The sequence below is a fragment of the Lactiplantibacillus xiangfangensis genome, assembly GCF_001438845.1.
Lineage (GTDB): Bacteria > Bacillota > Bacilli > Lactobacillales > Lactobacillaceae > Lactiplantibacillus > Lactiplantibacillus xiangfangensis.
On the sequence record NZ_JQCL01000057.1, the window covers coordinates 33,541 to 49,723 of the forward strand.

Below are 16,183 nucleotides of genomic sequence, written 5' to 3' on the forward strand. Positions count from 1 at the left end.
TTCCATGGTGCCAATAATATTAGGTTTAAGCATACCACTTGCTAAGGGTAGTCGTGAGTTTGATTGTCAGAGCGTTTATATAAACTATGATATGATTGGCTTTAAATAAGAGAACGGTGACTTTTAAAATCGAATCCACTAGCTGGGTGTTATTTTAGTAGCTACTAGTAATGGGAGGAAATCAATATGCATGCAGTAGTTGTGACTCGGCCAGGTGGGCCAGAAGTCCTTAAGTATCAGGAAGTGCCGACGCCAGTTGTTAAACCAGGTTGGACACGAATCAAAGTAGGTGGCTTTGGGATTAATCATTCGGAAGTATTTACACGTGAAGGTAAGTCGCCAAGTGTGCAATTTCCACGGATATTAGGGATTGAAGTGGTTGGGACGATTGATGAAACGAGTGCGCCTGAACAATTTCAGGTGGGACAAACGGTTGTGTCACTGATGGGCGAAATGGGGCGTGCATTTGATGGCAGTTACGCCGAGTACGTTTTGTTGCCCAACACACAAATTTATCCGGTAACGACTGACCTGGATTGGGCGCACTTAGCGGCCGTCCCGGAAACGTTCTACACGGCGTTTGGGATTTATCAAAGTTTACAGCTTCATGATGGTGAGCGGGTCTTGATTCGTGCAGCTACTAGCGGGGTCGGTGTTGCAATTCTAAAATTGATGAAGGCTTCCGGTATGGATCTTACGGTAAGCGGCACGACCCGGTCTGATCGTAAAGACGTGGCGCTTACGGCACTTGGGATTGATCAAGTCATTCATACACCGAACGCCAATCAACTTCCACCGACCGTCGGGGAATTCGATAAGGTCGTCGACCTGATTGGCCCTTCGGCAGTCCGGGATTCGCTAGAACACACGGCTGAATTTGGTATTGTTAGTTCAACCGGTGAACTTGGCGGTGTCTGGACACTGGACGGGTTTGATCCGATTATGGATATTCCGAATAATCGTTATCTCACGGGATTCTATTCCGGGGACGTGGATGCAGCGCATGTGCAGGCGCTATTCGATTTTATTACGAGTCATGATGTTGATGTTACGCCGGAAAAGGTCTTTAAATTAGCCGAAACCCGGGCAGCGCACGAATACCTTGCAACGAGTGCTGGGTTAGGCAAAGTTGTGGTTTTGCCATAGTAGTGTGGAGTGGTTCTGATTTAAGACTTAAGCGAATCCGGCAAGTCTCAGTAAAGTAAGGGCCAATCATTATGAACGTACGTTCCTTTAGGAGTATAATTAACTTACCAATATGATTATAAAGGAGTTCATAAAATGGATATTTCACTATTGAAGCAAGTTGTCAGCACGACTAATAAGATTGCCCTCAGTACGGCAGTTAATAATGAAGCCGATGTAAAAATTGTTAACTTTGTCTGGTTTGAAGATCGTCCTAATACGTTGTACTTTTCGTCAGTTAAGACTAGTGCGGCGTTGAAGACGTATGATCAAAACCCAGACGTCGCGTTTATCACGGTGCCAAATGACGGGACCCCGGGTAATCCTTATTTACGGGCCCAACACGTGAAATTGCACCGCTCTGAAAAGACGATGGCGGATTTGTTGCCACGCTACTTAGAAACGGTTCCTAATTATCAAAAGGTTTGGGATGCGATTGGGTCATCACTAGTCGTTTTTGAACTCCAAGTAACCGACTTGTTTGTCGATGGTGGACTTGGCCAAGGCAAGGAAACGTTAAGCTTTCAATAATTTGCAGAATAATGTAAAAGTATCCCGGTAAAATTTGATTTTACTGGGATACTTTTTGTCTGGTCAAATCCAAGCGGTCAGTTGTACCGGTGTGTAATTTTTGGTGTTGACTGTTTGAATGGTTTACTTAAACAATTGTCGCAAAAAAAGTCGACTAACTTCGTCGACCTTTCCTTATTTAAGCTTTAATTTTTAAAGTGGCGAGCTGGTTGCCTTGAGAGATTAATCCAGTCTGGCTAATTTCAAAGTCGGCCGCCTGTTTGCCGATTAACCCACAAGTAACCAGTGCGGACTGGTTTGCGGCGTGAATCGCATCAATTGACACGTTGGCTAGGATGACATCAGCTGAGACCGCGTCACCCACTGCAACTTGCCAGTTAACGACTTGGTCATCCAAATTAGCGGTTAAATCACCAATCTGGACGAGGTAGTCGCAACCAAAATCCGCGGCAATCGTGACGGTTTGCGCCGTAACGGCCGTAATCTGACCAGCAATCGGGGCGTGGATTTCACCCTCCATTGGTTCGACGGCAAAACCAGCAGTAATGGCCGTTTCACTAGCTTTTCTCAGATCAACATACATCCCATTAACTGGTGCAGCTAAAGTAACCGTGCGTTTGCGTTGGAATAATTTCATCATAATATAGACCTCCATTAAGTCAGGGTTCAATCACCGGTGGCCACCAGTTTCATCAATTTATTAAGTGCTTTCTTAATTCGCCTTTACTGTAACTTATCGAACGGGTTTCAAGTCAAGCGCCATTCTCAAAAAAGTTTTAAATTGCCCTTTGGCGCACGTTGCCGACCCTAATAATAGGAAAAGCCAACCAGAAAAATTTCTGATTGGCTTTTTGAATTGGGTTACTTCAGGTACGCAGTTCGGTAGCTCGGAACGCCGCTGAAGTTATTGTAAACGACGCCTTTCAAGTTTGATTTGACGAGCATGTTGGTACTGCCTTCATAGAGGGAAACGCCGGCTTGGTCGCGGGTTGCTAGTTGGGCAGCTTGGACTAAGTCTTGGTAACGTTTCGTCGGGTTGAGGGCGTCAGCGCCGTCCGCTTTGGCCATTAGTTGGTCAAATTGATGGCTGTGATAGTGACCCATATTGGAATTACTGTTAGCCGTTAAAATCGTGAGTGCCCGTGATGGGTCCGCAAAATCCATGTTCCAGCCGGCAAGGTTTAGCTGGAACTCACCCTTGGAGACTTTTCCAAGCATGGCGTTAAATGGCATTGGTTTTACGTTGACTTTGATTCCGGGTAGGTTGCGGGTCAATTGGCCTTGAATAAATTCTGCGACTTGGTGGGTCGTATCATTGTCGCCACAAGTTAAGGTCAGGGTGATCTTTTTGGTGCCTAATTGGTGCTGGGCCTTTTTATACAGTGACCGGGCCTGGGTGACATCGGTATCGACCGTCTGTTTGACGTAGGCGTCCTGCGTAAAGTCTTTACCCGTTTTAGGATTCTTCGCCATGTTTTTAACGGCAAAAGTTTTAGCGGGACGGGCACCGTTTTGTAATACTTTATCAACTAATTGTTGCCGGTTGATAGCGAGTGAGACGGCGGTCCGTAAGTCGTGGTTCGCGGATGTTTTATCCTTTTCGTTAAATTGAATAAATTCGAGGGTTCCAGTCGGTAATGTTTTACGTTCGGAGTTGTTCTTATTCTGAACGTTTTGTTCACCGCTCAACGTGACAGTATCCAGTTTGTTGGATTGGTACAGGTTGTAGGCGGTTGTGGTTGATTTAAGCACTTGGTAGTTGATCTTCTTAAGATTAACGACCTTACGAGCGTAGTAATCGGGGTTCTTAGTTAGCGTCCAAGTATCGTTAGTTCCAGTCCAGCCGTTCAGCACGAAGGCACCGTTGTAGACGGCCTTTTTAGCGGTGGTACCGTAAGCACGGCCGTATTTTTGAACGGCGCGTTGGTTCAAAGGATAGAAGGTTATGTTAGCCAGAACCTTTTTGAAATACGAGGCCGGTTTGCTTAAGGTAATGGTGAGTTGGTGGTCCCCGCTAGCTTTAACGCCAAGTGAAGTCGGGGCTTTCTTACCGGCTGCAATCGCATCGGCATTTTTAATATTGCTAAATAAATACGTGAATTCTGACTTTGATTTGGGGTTGAGCGTTCGTTCCCATGAATAAACGAAATCGTGGGCGGTCACCGATTGGCCGTTGCTCCACTTCGCGTTGTGGCGCAAGTTGATGACGTAGGTTTTGCCATCTTTTGAAATGGTCGTCTTGGTGGCTAAGGCGTTGACGGGGTGACTTTTGGCATCCAACCGGTAAAGTCCTTCGTCAATTTGGCTCAGTTGTTCTTGAGAAACGCTATCGGTGATTTTAGCCGGATCGAGACTCATGATCGCCGTTCCTTCAGAGAGGTTGAGGGTTTGATTTGGTGCAGTCTTAGTAGGCTTGGATTGGGCGTTGACCGTAAAGGCGATCCCGCCGACGAGTGCGACCCCGGCAACTGTTAATAATGTTTTTTGTGTAGTAGACAAGCTCATGATGAATTCCTCCAAAAATAATTTGATAGTCGGCATTATGATTCATCGAGCGTTGCCATCGTTTGTTTACCATTTTGTTCACCCCGTTTTAAAGTCAAAAAAACCGTCCTTATACAGCCAATGCTGCGATAAGGACGGTTAATAAACCGCGGTGCCACCTTAATTGAGTACACTTCAATCATCATTGATCAAATATGCACTCCTTCTCTATAGGGAACCAACATTCCCCTGACAACTGACGTATGTCGCACGTCTTTTCGTACTCTTAGCAAGCTAATTTCGGAAAAGCCCTCGGTGGTCCATTTAATTACCTGCGTTCGGCCATACTCTCAGCAACGATGACTCTCTGTGCGGGCACGATAATCTTGATCTCCACCTCATTGGTTTATAAGGACGATATTTAAGTTGGACTAAGTATAAGGCTTATGAAAATGGTTTGTCAACTCAATTTTTAATTTCAGTGATAATGAATAAAAATTCAAAAAAGTTACATAACTCGAGATTGTTTCACGTGAAACAATTTGTTAAAAGGAGAAAAGGGCTAACCGTTAATATTCAGAAAATCTCCCCAAATGATTTATATCAATGGCTGTTTAATCTTTGTAATCCTTTAAATAGGAGTTATAGGGAAAGCTCAATGTAAGTCGCTGACTGATTGTAAATTAGATGATAAGTACGACTATCTCGATATTCCAGTCCGGGAGTCCAATGATTTAGCGAATGACATTGAAGCAACTGCGTGTATTTATATCCTAGTTTGGCGAATAAAAAAGTCCCGCTGAATTTCAGCGAGACTTTTTAGGTGATTAGAGACGGCTGTTATAAATCAAGAAACTGATGTAACAGGTGTCGCCATCTGGAAGATCATACCCGGTGGTTTCACGAGGGCCAGCACTTTCGTGTAAGACCGTAAATTCACCTGAACCATAATCTTGGTCATTAAGGTACTGAACGAGGCGTTCGTCACATTCAGCTAAGGTTTTACCCGTAACCACGCGGCGGTTCCAACCACGATGAATCGTACCATTGTTAGGATTAATCATATTCTCAACTCCTTATTATAATGTCATCAATTGCGCCTGACGCTCAGGTTGCCGTTGGAGGTCAGCCTGAGACATGTCGGCGTCGAGTTGGTGGAGACGGTTAAAAATAATGAAACGTTGGCCAACGGTTTGAACTTGTTGAAAATTGTGACTGGCCATGATAATGGTCTTACCAGCCGCTTGCAACCGTTGTAGGAGGGTTAACATTTGTCGTTGCGCCGCAATGGTCAAACCATTGAGCGGCTCGTCTAACAACAAAATTTCAGGATTTAAGGCCAGTACGCTGGCTAACGCGACGCGTTTCTTTTCGCCACCAGATAACTGGTAGGGAACCCGATCACGTAAGTCTTCGCAGGCGGTTAATTGTAAACAATCATTGACCCGCTGCTCGATTGCTGATGCGCTGAGGCCGAGCTGACGGGGGCCAAACGCCACCTCTTCGGCAACTGACGTGTTAAATAATTGCACGTCGGTATTTTGAAAAACCATGCCGATTTTTTGGTGGAGCTGCTGCCGCTGTTGGGCGTCGGTTAGGTACGCTGCCGTCACTGCTTGGCCGTGTAACTGGTACTCACCAGATTTAGGTGAGGCGAGCCCACTTAAAATCCGGAGCAACGTGGATTTTCCTGACCCGTTAGGACCCATCAAACAGACGAATTCGCCGGCGTCAATGGTTAAACTGAGGTGGTCCAAGCCACGCGTATTAGGATAATCATAGCAAAGATTTGCTAATTTAATCAACACCACGTTAATTCCCCCAAAAAATAAATAATATCAAGACCAAAATATCAGGACTGAGTGACAGGTAATCACGCCACCGATTATGTGGTGTGGTGGTACGAACGTAGTGACCGTTAAACCCACGGGCTTCCATGGCTGCGTAGAGTTCTAGCGCGTAGGAATAACTCTTGAGGTAAAGGTTACCGAACATCGCACCAATCAAGCGATACGGATGTTTAGCCGGTGCGACCGTTCGTAATTCTAAGGCTTCCATGGTCAGCAATAGGTGTTGGCCGAGCATTCGCAAGTAGGTGATGGCAATCGCACAAGTCATAATCAACACGTCGGGACAGTGCAGTGCTTTAAGCCCGCTTAATAAGTCCTGAAATGGCGTTGTTAGGCGGTAGTACTGGGCGTTAGCCAGCATTAAACTCGTTTTTAAACCAAAGAATAATAGCGTGCTTGGGCCAGTTAACCAGTAACTTGGAAGGACGAAGATGAGGGCCACGAGTGAGCTGACGAACCAGCTTTTAACGAAGCGGCGCAACTGGCTGGGTGACAGCAAAAGAAGCTGAAAACCTAGCAATATGGCAAGACACCATAACAACGTCACGTTGTTAATTAGGGCAATCAAAAAGACTAGTAGTAATAAGCGAATTAAATTAATTTGCGGGGCAAGGTGCCACCGCCGTTTAGCTATCACTGGCGCGGGCTGTGCTAACCGGGTCAGCAAGGCGCGCAAGTGGCGTTGGTTGCGTTGCAGAAAACTTGTTCTGGCCGCTTGGCGCTTGGTTGAAGTGGATTTCTCAATAAGCCAAGCAGGTAACTCAGTCCGTGGTTTCGGATCCATGTTGAAGGCCTCGAATCAAAAGTAAGAAAATTAAAATGGCAGACAATGCGGATAAAATATAGCCCACGCTAACCGGTAAGCCGGCAATCGCGTAGTCACTAAAGAGTGCTTGAAAGTGGAAACCGTGAACCATCCCTTGTGGTGCTTGGGAACTGAGATGCTGCTGTGCAAGCAACTGTTTAAGTTCGGTTGGATCCCATTCACCCCAGGCCGTGTTACTAGCGAGTAAGCCGAGTGGCGATAGTGCGGCTAAGCCAATGAGCAAGGCAATCCAGGGACGCTGGTTGGTACGGGTTGGCGTCTGATATAAGTTAGTTGGTGCGACTTTTTTAACGAATTGGAAGACGAGGAGGGTGAAGACTAATTCGACCCAACCGGCAACTAATAAGTGGGCGGTCAACATTGCGGGAACGGCGATGTTTAAGCCGTACGGACAATACAACGGCGCGCCGCTAGCCGTATGGGCAATCAAGGGTTGTAACCCCAGCTCAATACCGGCAACGAGGGCGGCAACGTTAATCCCGAGATAAGCCCCTATAGCTAGGCCCAACTTTTCATGGTGTAACTTTTGGCCGAGTCGATAGCAGGCATAGCCGACAAATGGCATGATAAAAGCCATGTTGAAGGCGTTGGCGCCAAAGGCAAGGATACCGCCGTCACCGAATAGTAGCGCCTGCAGGGCTAATGTGACCGTTAACGCTAGCGAAGCCGCCCAGGGCCCAATTAGCACCGCTAACAAGGTCCCTCCGACTGCGTGTGCAGTTGTTCCACCGGGAATTGGTAAATTGAACATCATGATTAAAAAAGCCAATGAGGCGGCAATGCCTAGCATTGGTAAAGTTTCGTGGTGCTCTTTGACTTGGGCTTTAACTTTAATGACGGCCACGGTCCAAACAGGTGCCATGGCAGCGACTAACGTCCCACACGTGGCGGGACTTAAATAATTATCCGGAATATGCACGGATGAGCACCTCACTAGTTTGCAATTTGATCCAAGAGGTAGCTGATATCTTGAATGATAAATTTGTGGTTCTTAACTGTAATAACCCCATCTGCCCGCAATTCCTTCAGCATTCGGTTAACGCTACTACGAGAACTAATTCCGCAAAAACCGGCGATATCATCGTTAGTGACGGTAAAATCAATTAAAATTCCCTCATTGATTTTGCGGCCAAATAAGTCGACCAGGCTGTAGAGAAAGGAGCAGATCGCGCCCTTCTTCCCGTTCATCACCATGCGTTGTAATCGGAGGATGTTTTCGGATAATTTCTTCCGGTAATAGTTTTTAACGTAATTTTGTAATTCGGGGGTACTGTTGACATACTTCCAGAAGGCCACGCGGTTAACTTGATAAAACGTGGCGTATTCGGATTCGATCCGCACGTTAAATGGTTGGTCAGTTGAACGGGAAACTTCATCCCGCAATAATGAAATCACATCGGGCTTTGCAATGTAAGACAGGTTAAATTCCCGGCCATCTTGCAAAATAATGCTGTTTTTAATGATCCCGTCTTTTAAGACGTAAGTGTAATGTTCAGCTAAACCGTGATAAGTCAGGTAGGTATGCCGCTTTTTCTTAATCGTTGGTACGTGGTGGGCTTCCAGGTAACTTAATAAATATTCAATATCAGTTAATACCATCTTAGTATCAGTTCTTTCGTGAAAGATTTTGAGGTCAAAAGTGAATGTATTAATGACTTTCAGCTTCAATCACGATAACTACTCTGCCTAGCATAGCGGTTTTCGTGATTGTGACAATCGCATTTAAAGTATACATTTGTTAACTATTTTTGAAAACTTAAAATGTAACGGACAGTTTTACAGACTTCTAGTATAACAAAACATGCACGTTAAAATTCATTTTACGAGAAAGAGGATGGCCAAAAGTCATGGTTGCGATTGATTTACCATACGACAAGAAGACGATTACCGCTGAAATTCCTGATGAAAATTTCGCTGGTAAGCTCGTCTCACAAGCTGCAACATATCATAACAAATTATCCGAAAGCGAAACGGTTGAAAAATCGTTGGATAACCCAATTGGGTCCGCAAAATTAGAAGAACTTGCTAAAGGCAAAAAGAACATTGTTATCATTAGTTCAGACCATACCCGGCCAGTACCATCACATATTATTACCCCAATTCTTTTACGGCGTTTGCGTTCCGTTGCACCAGATGCACGGATCCGGATTTTAGTAGCCACCGGTTTCCACCGGCCTTCAACCCACGAAGAATTAGTTAATAAATATGGCGAAGACATCGTGAACAATGAAGAAATCGTGATGCACGTTTCGACCGACGACAGCTCAATGGTCAAAATCGGTCAATTACCTTCAGGTGGGGACTGCATTATTAACAAAGTCGCTGCGGAAGCCGACTTACTCATTTCTGAAGGCTTTATTGAATCCCACTTCTTCGCCGGTTTCTCCGGTGGTCGGAAGTCCGTTTTGCCAGGGGTCGCTTCTTATAAGACGATCATGGCCAACCATTCTGGTGAATTCATCAACTCACCAAAGGCGCGGACTGGGAACTTAATGCATAACCCAATTCATAAAGATATGGTTTACGCTGCGCGTACGGCTAAATTAGCTTTCATTGTCAACGTTGTTTTAGATGAAGATAAGAAGATTATTGGGTCGTTCGCCGGTGATATGGAAGCCGCACATAAAGTTGGTTGTGACTTTGTTAAGGACCTTTCCAGTGTGCCTGGAATCGACTGTGACATTGCCATCTCAACCAATGGTGGTTACCCACTTGATCAAAATATCTATCAAGCCGTTAAAGGGATGACCGCTGCCGAAGCAACGAACAAAGAAGGCGGCACGATCGTCATGGTTGCTGGTGCGCGTGATGGTCATGGTGGCGAAGGGTTCTTCCATAACTTGGCCGACGTTGACGATCCTAAAGAATTCTTGGATCAAGCCATCAATACACCACGCTTAAAGACGATTCCTGACCAATGGACCGCACAAATTTTTGCCCGGATCCTGGTTCACCATCACGTCATCTTCGTCTCAGATTTAGTTGATCCAGAACTAATTACGGGGATGCACATGGAATTAGCTAAGAGTTTGGATGAAGCCATGGAAATGGCCTACGCCCGTGAAGGCAAAGCTGCCAAAGTAACGGTCGTTCCAGACGGTCTTGGCGTTATCGTGAAATAGATGGCAACGTTGACAACCGCTGAAATTTTACAACGGGTCGCGGCGGGAACGCTGTCGCCTGAAGATGCGACGAGCCAGTTAGAAGCCGCTCAGACCGCTGACTTAGGTTTTGCCAGTGTTGATCTGAGTCGTCAAAAACGGAATGGGTTTCCAGAAGTCGTTTACGGCGCGGGCAAGACCGCACCGCAAATTGCGGGAATCGTGAAGGCGATGACCAATCAAACCCTGCCAATTTTAACGACCCGGTTATCACCGGAAAAGTTTGCGGCGCTCCAACCAGCACTGCCGACTGCGGTTTATCACGAAAAGGCCCAGTGTATGACGGTCGGTAAAATGCCTACGCCGAAAAGTGATGACTACATTGCAGTCGTCACGGCCGGGACTTCTGACCAACCAGTTGCTGAAGAAGCGGCGGTGACGGCGGAAGCCTTTGGTAACCACGTTGAACGGGTCTACGACGTTGGCGTGGCCGGTATTCACCGGTTATTCGCCCGGTTAGACGTTATTCGGGGTGCCAAAGTGGTGATCGTCATTGCTGGGATGGAAGGCGCTTTAGCCAGTGTCGTTGGTGGGTTGATCGACAAGCCGTTGATCGCCGTTCCGACGAGTATCGGCTACGGGACGAATTTCCAAGGAATGACCGCGCTTTTGACCATGCTGAATAGCTGTGCGTCCGGTATCACCGTTGTCAATATTGATAACGGATTTGGTGCGGCGTACTCAGCTAGCATGATTAATCAATTGTAAAATTCAGATAACGAAACCAAGAGAGGAATTCAAGATGCGAACACTTTATTTAGATGCGTTTTCCGGTATTAGTGGGGATATGTTTTTAGGTGCCATGCTGGATCTCGGCTTGGACTTTGACCAATTAAAAACGGAATTAGCCAAGTTACACGTTCATGGGTACGAGTTGACCCGCGAACGGTTAGCAAAAAGCAGTATTTACGGGACCAGTTTTGACGTTCAAGTTGCTGGCGGTAAGGACCATGGGTTTGTTGAACATACCCATGAACACCATCACCACGCAGATGAAGACGAAGTCCACCAACACACGCACGACGAGCATGGGCATGATCACCACGACCACGCTGGTCATCACCATCATCATGGTGAAGCCCGGCATTTAACGGATATTTTGCAGTTGATCGATGCTAGTGATCTATCGGATCACGTTAAGGCTCATGCCACCGCCATTTTTACCGAAATTGCGAAGGCGGAAGCCACCGTGCACCATATGCCATTGGCCGACGTTCACTTTCATGAAGTGGGTGCGCTTGATTCCATCGTGGATATCGTTGGTTGTTGTGTCGCTTTGGAACTAATGGACATCGACGAAGTCTTATCATCACCATTGACGGACGGTAGCGGCTTTATCAACGTGGCTCACGGCCAGATGCCGGTTCCCGTTCCTGCTGTGATGCAAATGCGGGTCGGCAGTCGTATTCCGATTCAACAACGGTTAGATATTCATACCGAGTTGATTACGCCAACTGGGATGGGCATCGTCAAGACCTTAGTTCAAGATTTTGGCCCGTTACCCGAAGATGCCACACCGTTAAAAATCGGTTATGGTTTCGGGAAACGGGAAACGGGCGGTTTTAACGCTTTACGTGCCGTTTTATTCGAAAAAAAAAACTAAGTCATCAGGTCGTTAACCGAACCAAGGATGACGTTTTGATGATTGAAGCCAACTTAGATGATCAAACTGGTGAAGGATTAGGTTACGTCATGGACCAACTGTTAACGGCGGGGGCCTACGACGTGTTCTTCACCCCGATTCAAATGAAAAAGAATCGGCCGGCGACGAAACTGACCGTTTTGGGAAACGTTCAGGCAAAAGCCGCCCTCACTAAATTGATCTTGAGTGAGACCAGTACGATTGGTGTCCGTTATCAGACGTGGCATCGCACGATCATGAAGCGCCATTTTATGACGGTTGAAACCCCGTATGGTCCGGTGCAATTGAAAATTGCGACTTATGACAACATTACGAAAAAAACACCGGAATACGCGGACTGCGCTAAGTTAGCACAGCAGTTCCATATTCCGCTGCGAACAGTTTATCAGGCGGCAATCGTTGCTGCTGCGCAGTTGGACGAGGAGGACTAGATTTTTGGTACATCAATTATTTGCTGAATTCATGGGAACGGCTTTGATGATTATTTTTGGGGTCGGTGTTCATTGTAGTTCAGTCCTGAAGGGAACTAAGTACCGGGGTTCCGGTCATATTTTTGCCATCACAACTTGGGGTTTTGGGATTAGTATTGCACTTTTTATTTTTGGAAATGTTTGTATCAACCCCGCGATGGTATTAGCACAATGCTTACTTGGTAACTTGCCGTGGAGTAGCTTTATTCCTTACTCCGTTGCTGAAGTGCTAGGTGGGGTGGTTGGTTCCGTGATCGTTTGGATCATGTATGCTGACCATTTCAAAGCATCGACGGGTGAAATTTCACCCATTACGATTCGGAACTTATTCTGTACGGCACCAGCTGTACGGAACTTACCACGGAACTTCTTCGTTGAATTTTTCGATACCTTTATTTTCATCTCAGGTATTTTAGCGATTTCAACGATCAAGACACCGGGAATCGTGCCAATTGGTGTTGGACTGCTTGTCTGGGCCATTGGGATGGGACTAGGTGGTCCGACTGGGTTCGCCATGAACCTTGCACGGGACATGGGGCCCCGGATCGCGCATGCCATCTTACCGATTGCTAATAAAGCAGATAGCGATTGGCAATACGGAATCATTGTTCCCGGAATCGCACCATTTGTCGGCGCTGCGGCAGCCGCTTGGTTTATGCATGGATTTTTTGGAATTTAACTAGTTAATTAAAATAAAAAAAGAAGGCTATTAATATGTCAACATTAGCAGAAAAGAAAGCAACGTTAACGAGTTTATTAAAAGGTTTAAAAAAGGTCACAGTGGCCTTTTCTGGCGGGATTGACAGTACGTTAGTATTAAAGATGGCATTAAACGTTTTAGGTAAAGAAAACGTTGTTGCCGTTGTTGCTAACTCTGAATTATTCACCGATGAAGAATTCGACAAAGCTGTTAGCTTAGCAGAAGAATTAGGTGCCAACGTTCAAACAACGACGTTAGACTACTTAAGCGACGAACACATCAAGCAAAACACCCCTGATAGCTGGTACTTTGCTAAAAAGATGTTCTACGATCGTTTGAACGACTTAGCTACTGCTAATGGTAGCAACGCCGTTTTAGACGGGATGATCAAGAACGATGAAAATGACTACCGTCCTGGTTTGAAGGCCCGCACCGAAGCTGGCGCACGGAGCTTATTACAAGAAGCCGACTTCTTCAAAGTTGATGTTCGTGCTTTAGCACAAGAATTAGGGTTAACTAACTGGAACAAGGTTGCTTCTTGCTCCGTATCTTCACGTTTCCCATACAACACGACTTTAACGCATGAAAACATCGCGCAAGTTATGGCTGCTGAAAAATATTTACGTAGCTTAGGCTTCCCAACGGTTCGTGTTCGTTTCCACGAAGACATTGCTCGGATTGAATTACCAGAAGCCCGGATCGGTGACTTCTTGGTCTTCAACGACCGTGTTAACCGTCAATTACAATCATTAGGTTTCCGTTACGTTACCTTAGACTTAGGCGGTTTCCGTAGTGGTCGGATGAACGATACCCTGACGAAACAACAAGTTGAAGCTTTCGCTTAATTTATCTAAAAAAATGGTGCCTCAGAAATATTTCTGGGACACCATTTTTATTACAGTCATTTTCCGTCTCCAGGGCTGAGAATGTCCACTCGCTATGCGGCCCGGTCCGAGCCTGAAAAGCGGTCTCGGCCCTCGGTTTGGAGCCTTGTAAAGTGCAACAAGGCTCCAAACACGTCCGGTGGTGTAGGCCTAAAGCGCCAACACCACTCTCACGGCGAGTGAACGTTTTCAGCCCTTGCGACTAGTTTGCTTCTTACTAGTTAGAATGAGTGATGACAAAATGAGTTGTCGTACACTTGAAATTTAAGTGTGTGGCAACTCATTTTTTGTTTTTAAATAAAGGTTACTGCTTAATTAGTCAAAATTAACGACTAATTTACCCGTCACCTGATGTGCTTGAATCTGTGCGAGGCCGGTAGCGAGTTGCTCGCGGGTCAAGACCTGACTGATCAACGGATTGACTTGATCCTTGGCAATTTTTGCCAGTAACTCAAAGGCCATCTGACCTAAATCGGCGATTTGAGTCGGATTACCACTTCGGTGCGCACCGCCTAAATCTAAGTTACTGATCGTAATTGCCTGTTTGGCTGGAAATGCAGGGGGATTTAAGACGCAGACCAGCTGGCCGTTATAGGCGAGGCGGGGAAAGTCCGCTTCAGCGTTGCCCACTGTGTTGATGATGAGATCAACCCCTTGTCCGGCCGTTAATGCCTGAATTTTAGCGGTCACGTTTTCGGCGTGGTAATCGATTTGGGCGTCCGGTTTTAATTTGGCAACGAAGGCTTGCTTGCCCTTGGAAACCGTGGTGTAAACGGTTTTTCCGGCCTGCTTCGCTAACTGAATCGCCATACTGCCGACTCCGCCAGCACCGGCGTGAATCAGGACCGTCTGGACGTTGTTCAGATTAGCCTTGCGATAAAGGGCTTGGTAGGCCGTTAACCCGGCACACAGGCTTCCCGCCGCAGTCTCAAAGTTGACGGTGGTTGGGATATCTGCGAGGGCGTCCGCTGGAAAACTAACGTATTCGGCAAAACAACCGTCTTCGCTGAGATTGCCGTGGCCGCACACTCGCTGACCGGGCCGGAAATTATGGACGTCGGCACCGACCGCTTCAATGATGCCCGCCACGTCTAAGCCTAAAGTGTGGGGATAAGTCCAATCGGGATGGGGTCCGGTAAACACCTTATAATCGACCGGATTTAAGCCAACTGACTGGGTCTTAATTAAAACTTCGTTAGGCTCGATGGTTGGCATTGGGCGTTCCTGCCATTCCAAGTCGGTTAAACGATGGGCGCTTGCGGTAGGCACAACTAAAGCTTGCATGAATTGTCACTCTTTTCTTCGTATTTTGGGGATTGCCTCCATTATAACTGCTTTAGTTAGGATATTTGAACGAAAAGCTGGTTGTTAGACAGTTACGTAAAAAGTGTAAAATGTTGTTTTAAAACAAAGATTGACGATAGCGGTTACAATCATTAAACTAAAGTTAATCAAACTAAATAACAATTAACACTAGGGGTGTCCAAAAATGGGCTGAGATGGTGCTGTGAGCACCGATCCCTTTGAACCTGTAAGTTCAGACTTGCGTAGGGAAAGTGTCACAGCTGATAGTTAGCGACCACTCGATCAATGCATGTTGATCAGTGGTCGTTTTTTGGTTGGGCATGCCAATTAAAGGAGCGATCGATGATGAAATTAGCATTATTAAACGAATTACGTGATCAAAACCCAGTTGTTTTTAACATTGCCAACTTTGTGACGGTTCAAGACGTTGCTAACGGCCTGAACGCCCTCGGTGCGTCGCCCATCATGTCAGCAGAAGTTCAAGAAGCTGAGACGATGGTTCAAATTGCGGGCGCGGTTTGCATCAATTTAGGGACCCTCACGGAACAGCAAATTCACCAGATGCACGTGGTGGGGCAATTTGCTAATCAGTATCATAAGCCCGTTGTTTTAGACCCCGTCGCTGTCGGGGCGGTTCCGTACCGAAAGGCCGTTGCGGCTGCTTTGTTGGAAGCCATTGACGTTGCGATCATTCGTGGAAACGCCGGTGAAATTGCAGCGTTGGCCGACATTGATTGGCAAGCTAAGGGGATTGACGCTGGGAAGGGTCAGGGTGATTTGGTTGAAATCGCTAAAGCCTGTGCGCAAAAGTACCACTGTTGCGTAATTTTGTCCGGGCCAACCGATGTGATTACGGATGGCACGCGCGTTGCACAAGTTCATAATGGCACGCCGCTATTTCAACTACACGTTGGTTCGGGTGACCTGCTTTCAAGCATTGTGGCGGCGTTTACCGCTGTCAACGATGATTACTTTGAGGCGGCCCAGACGGCGTGCCTAGTTTTGGCAGCGACTGGCGAACTCGTGGCTAGTCAGTTAACGGCGGACCGGCCAGCCACGTTTGCCGTTGATTTGATCGATAAACTCAGTTTGGTAAAAGTATCAGAAATTACCGATATTACAGTAATAAATTAGAAATCAAGGGG

Annotated in this window: 17 protein-coding genes and 1 riboswitch; of the genes, 9 read left to right on the forward strand and 8 right to left on the reverse strand. The window is 46.5% G+C overall.

What is annotated here, in order from left to right; genetic code table 11:
* Positions 1 to 186 precede the first annotated feature (186 nt).
* Positions 187 to 1,146 (forward strand): alcohol dehydrogenase catalytic domain-containing protein, encoded by a 960-nt coding sequence (locus IV64_RS05730; RefSeq protein ID WP_057706176.1) that lies wholly within the window; start codon positions 187 to 189, stop codon positions 1,144 to 1,146.
* A gap of 135 nt (positions 1,147 to 1,281) precedes the next feature.
* Complete coding sequence (locus tag IV64_RS05735; RefSeq protein WP_057706177.1) at positions 1,282 to 1,716, forward strand: hypothetical protein; 435 nt, start codon at positions 1,282 to 1,284, stop codon at positions 1,714 to 1,716.
* 178 nt (positions 1,717 to 1,894) lie between these two features.
* Here IV64_RS05735 and IV64_RS05740 read toward each other — a convergent pair whose 3' ends face one another.
* The 7 genes from IV64_RS05740 to IV64_RS05770 form a co-directional block, all read right to left on the reverse strand.
* On the reverse strand, positions 1,895 to 2,356 hold the full coding sequence (locus IV64_RS05740) for a PTS glucose transporter subunit IIA (RefSeq protein WP_057706178.1): 462 nt from the start codon (positions 2,354 to 2,356) through the stop codon (positions 1,895 to 1,897).
* A gap of 221 nt (positions 2,357 to 2,577) precedes the next feature.
* Positions 2,578 to 4,221 carry a peptide ABC transporter substrate-binding protein gene (locus tag IV64_RS05745; RefSeq protein WP_057706179.1) on the reverse strand — a complete coding sequence of 548 codons (1,644 nt, stop codon included), beginning with the start codon at positions 4,219 to 4,221 and terminating at the stop codon, positions 2,578 to 2,580.
* An 806-nt stretch (positions 4,222 to 5,027) separates the two neighbouring features.
* Positions 5,028 to 5,264 carry a hypothetical protein gene (locus IV64_RS05750; RefSeq protein ID WP_057706180.1) on the reverse strand — a complete coding sequence of 79 codons (237 nt, stop codon included), beginning with the start codon at positions 5,262 to 5,264 and terminating at the stop codon, positions 5,028 to 5,030.
* Positions 5,265 to 5,279: 15 nt separating this feature from the next.
* Positions 5,280 to 6,011, reverse strand: coding sequence for an energy-coupling factor ABC transporter ATP-binding protein (locus IV64_RS05755; protein WP_083491589.1), 732 nt, complete (start codon positions 6,009 to 6,011; stop codon positions 5,280 to 5,282).
* Position 6,012: 1 nt separating this feature from the next.
* Positions 6,013 to 6,834, reverse strand: a complete 822-nt coding sequence (locus IV64_RS05760; RefSeq protein ID WP_057706181.1) for an energy-coupling factor transporter transmembrane component T — start codon at positions 6,832 to 6,834, stop codon at positions 6,013 to 6,015.
* Positions 6,812 to 7,795 carry a cobalt transporter CbiM gene (gene cbiM, locus IV64_RS05765; RefSeq protein WP_057706182.1) on the reverse strand — a complete coding sequence of 328 codons (984 nt, stop codon included), beginning with the start codon at positions 7,793 to 7,795 and terminating at the stop codon, positions 6,812 to 6,814. The genes IV64_RS05760 and cbiM overlap by 23 nt, the downstream gene beginning before the upstream one ends.
* A 14-nt stretch (positions 7,796 to 7,809) precedes the next feature.
* On the reverse strand, positions 7,810 to 8,475 hold the full coding sequence (locus IV64_RS05770) for a Crp/Fnr family transcriptional regulator (protein WP_057706592.1): 666 nt from the start codon (positions 8,473 to 8,475) through the stop codon (positions 7,810 to 7,812).
* A gap of 248 nt (positions 8,476 to 8,723) precedes the next feature.
* Between IV64_RS05770 and larA the strand changes: the two genes are divergently transcribed.
* Genes larA through larE form a run of 6 tightly spaced genes read left to right on the forward strand, consistent with a single transcriptional unit; the run spans position 8,724 to position 13,694 of the window.
* Positions 8,724 to 9,998 carry a nickel-dependent lactate racemase gene (gene larA, locus IV64_RS05775; protein ID WP_057706183.1) on the forward strand — a complete coding sequence of 425 codons (1,275 nt, stop codon included), beginning with the start codon at positions 8,724 to 8,726 and terminating at the stop codon, positions 9,996 to 9,998.
* Complete coding sequence (larB, locus tag IV64_RS05780) at positions 9,999 to 10,745, forward strand: nickel pincer cofactor biosynthesis protein LarB (RefSeq protein WP_057706184.1); 747 nt, start codon at positions 9,999 to 10,001, stop codon at positions 10,743 to 10,745.
* Positions 10,746 to 10,779: 34 nt separating this feature from the next.
* On the forward strand, positions 10,780 to 11,640 hold the full coding sequence (gene larC, locus IV64_RS14745; RefSeq protein ID WP_057706185.1) for a nickel pincer cofactor biosynthesis protein LarC: 861 nt from the start codon (positions 10,780 to 10,782) through the stop codon (positions 11,638 to 11,640).
* 38 nt (positions 11,641 to 11,678) lie between these two features.
* Positions 11,679 to 12,110: a nickel pincer cofactor biosynthesis protein LarC2 gene (gene larC2 / locus IV64_RS14750; RefSeq protein WP_057706186.1), complete on the forward strand. Its 432-nt coding sequence runs from the start codon at positions 11,679 to 11,681 to the stop codon at positions 12,108 to 12,110.
* 4 nt (positions 12,111 to 12,114) lie between these two features.
* Complete coding sequence (gene larD / locus IV64_RS05795; protein WP_057706187.1) at positions 12,115 to 12,828, forward strand: D/L-lactic acid transporter LarD; 714 nt, start codon at positions 12,115 to 12,117, stop codon at positions 12,826 to 12,828.
* Positions 12,829 to 12,863: 35 nt separating this feature from the next.
* On the forward strand, positions 12,864 to 13,694 hold the full coding sequence (gene larE / locus IV64_RS05800; protein ID WP_057706188.1) for an ATP-dependent sacrificial sulfur transferase LarE: 831 nt from the start codon (positions 12,864 to 12,866) through the stop codon (positions 13,692 to 13,694).
* A 354-nt stretch (positions 13,695 to 14,048) separates the two neighbouring features.
* Here the strand turns inward: larE and IV64_RS05805 are convergent, their stop codons facing one another.
* The gene (locus tag IV64_RS05805; RefSeq protein WP_057706189.1) at positions 14,049 to 15,017 is read right to left on the reverse strand and encodes a zinc-binding dehydrogenase; all 969 of its coding nucleotides are present in this window, start codon (positions 15,015 to 15,017) and stop codon (positions 14,049 to 14,051) included.
* A 181-nt stretch (positions 15,018 to 15,198) separates the two neighbouring features.
* Positions 15,199 to 15,305, forward strand: a riboswitch (TPP riboswitch).
* A 78-nt stretch (positions 15,306 to 15,383) separates the two neighbouring features.
* Here IV64_RS05805 and thiM point away from each other — a divergent pair.
* Positions 15,384 to 16,172 carry a hydroxyethylthiazole kinase gene (thiM, locus tag IV64_RS05810; RefSeq protein WP_057706190.1) on the forward strand — a complete coding sequence of 263 codons (789 nt, stop codon included), beginning with the start codon at positions 15,384 to 15,386 and terminating at the stop codon, positions 16,170 to 16,172.
* Positions 16,173 to 16,183: the final 11 nt, after the last annotated feature.

Coding starts and splice junctions, on each gene's coding strand:
- IV64_RS05730 (WP_057706176.1), top strand. CDS start 187: ATGCATGCAGTAGTTGTGACTCGGCCAGGTGGGCCAGAAGTCCTTAAG.
- IV64_RS05735 (WP_057706177.1), top strand. CDS start 1,282: ATGGATATTTCACTATTGAAGCAAGTTGTCAGCACGACTAATAAGATT.
- IV64_RS05740 (WP_057706178.1), bottom strand. CDS start 2,356: ATGATGAAATTATTCCAACGCAAACGCACGGTTACTTTAGCTGCACCA.
- IV64_RS05745 (WP_057706179.1), bottom strand. CDS start 4,221: ATGAGCTTGTCTACTACACAAAAAACATTATTAACAGTTGCCGGGGTC.
- IV64_RS05750 (WP_057706180.1), bottom strand. CDS start 5,264: ATGATTAATCCTAACAATGGTACGATTCATCGTGGTTGGAACCGCCGC.
- IV64_RS05760 (WP_057706181.1), bottom strand. CDS start 6,834: ATGGATCCGAAACCACGGACTGAGTTACCTGCTTGGCTTATTGAGAAA.
- IV64_RS05770 (WP_057706592.1), bottom strand. CDS start 8,475: ATGGTATTAACTGATATTGAATATTTATTAAGTTACCTGGAAGCCCAC.
- larA (WP_057706183.1), top strand. CDS start 8,724: ATGGTTGCGATTGATTTACCATACGACAAGAAGACGATTACCGCTGAA.
- larB (WP_057706184.1), top strand. CDS start 9,999: ATGGCAACGTTGACAACCGCTGAAATTTTACAACGGGTCGCGGCGGGA.
- larC (WP_057706185.1), top strand. CDS start 10,780: ATGCGAACACTTTATTTAGATGCGTTTTCCGGTATTAGTGGGGATATG.
- larC2 (WP_057706186.1), top strand. CDS start 11,679: ATGATTGAAGCCAACTTAGATGATCAAACTGGTGAAGGATTAGGTTAC.
- larE (WP_057706188.1), top strand. CDS start 12,864: ATGTCAACATTAGCAGAAAAGAAAGCAACGTTAACGAGTTTATTAAAA.
- IV64_RS05805 (WP_057706189.1), bottom strand. CDS start 15,017: ATGCAAGCTTTAGTTGTGCCTACCGCAAGCGCCCATCGTTTAACCGAC.
- thiM (WP_057706190.1), top strand. CDS start 15,384: ATGAAATTAGCATTATTAAACGAATTACGTGATCAAAACCCAGTTGTT.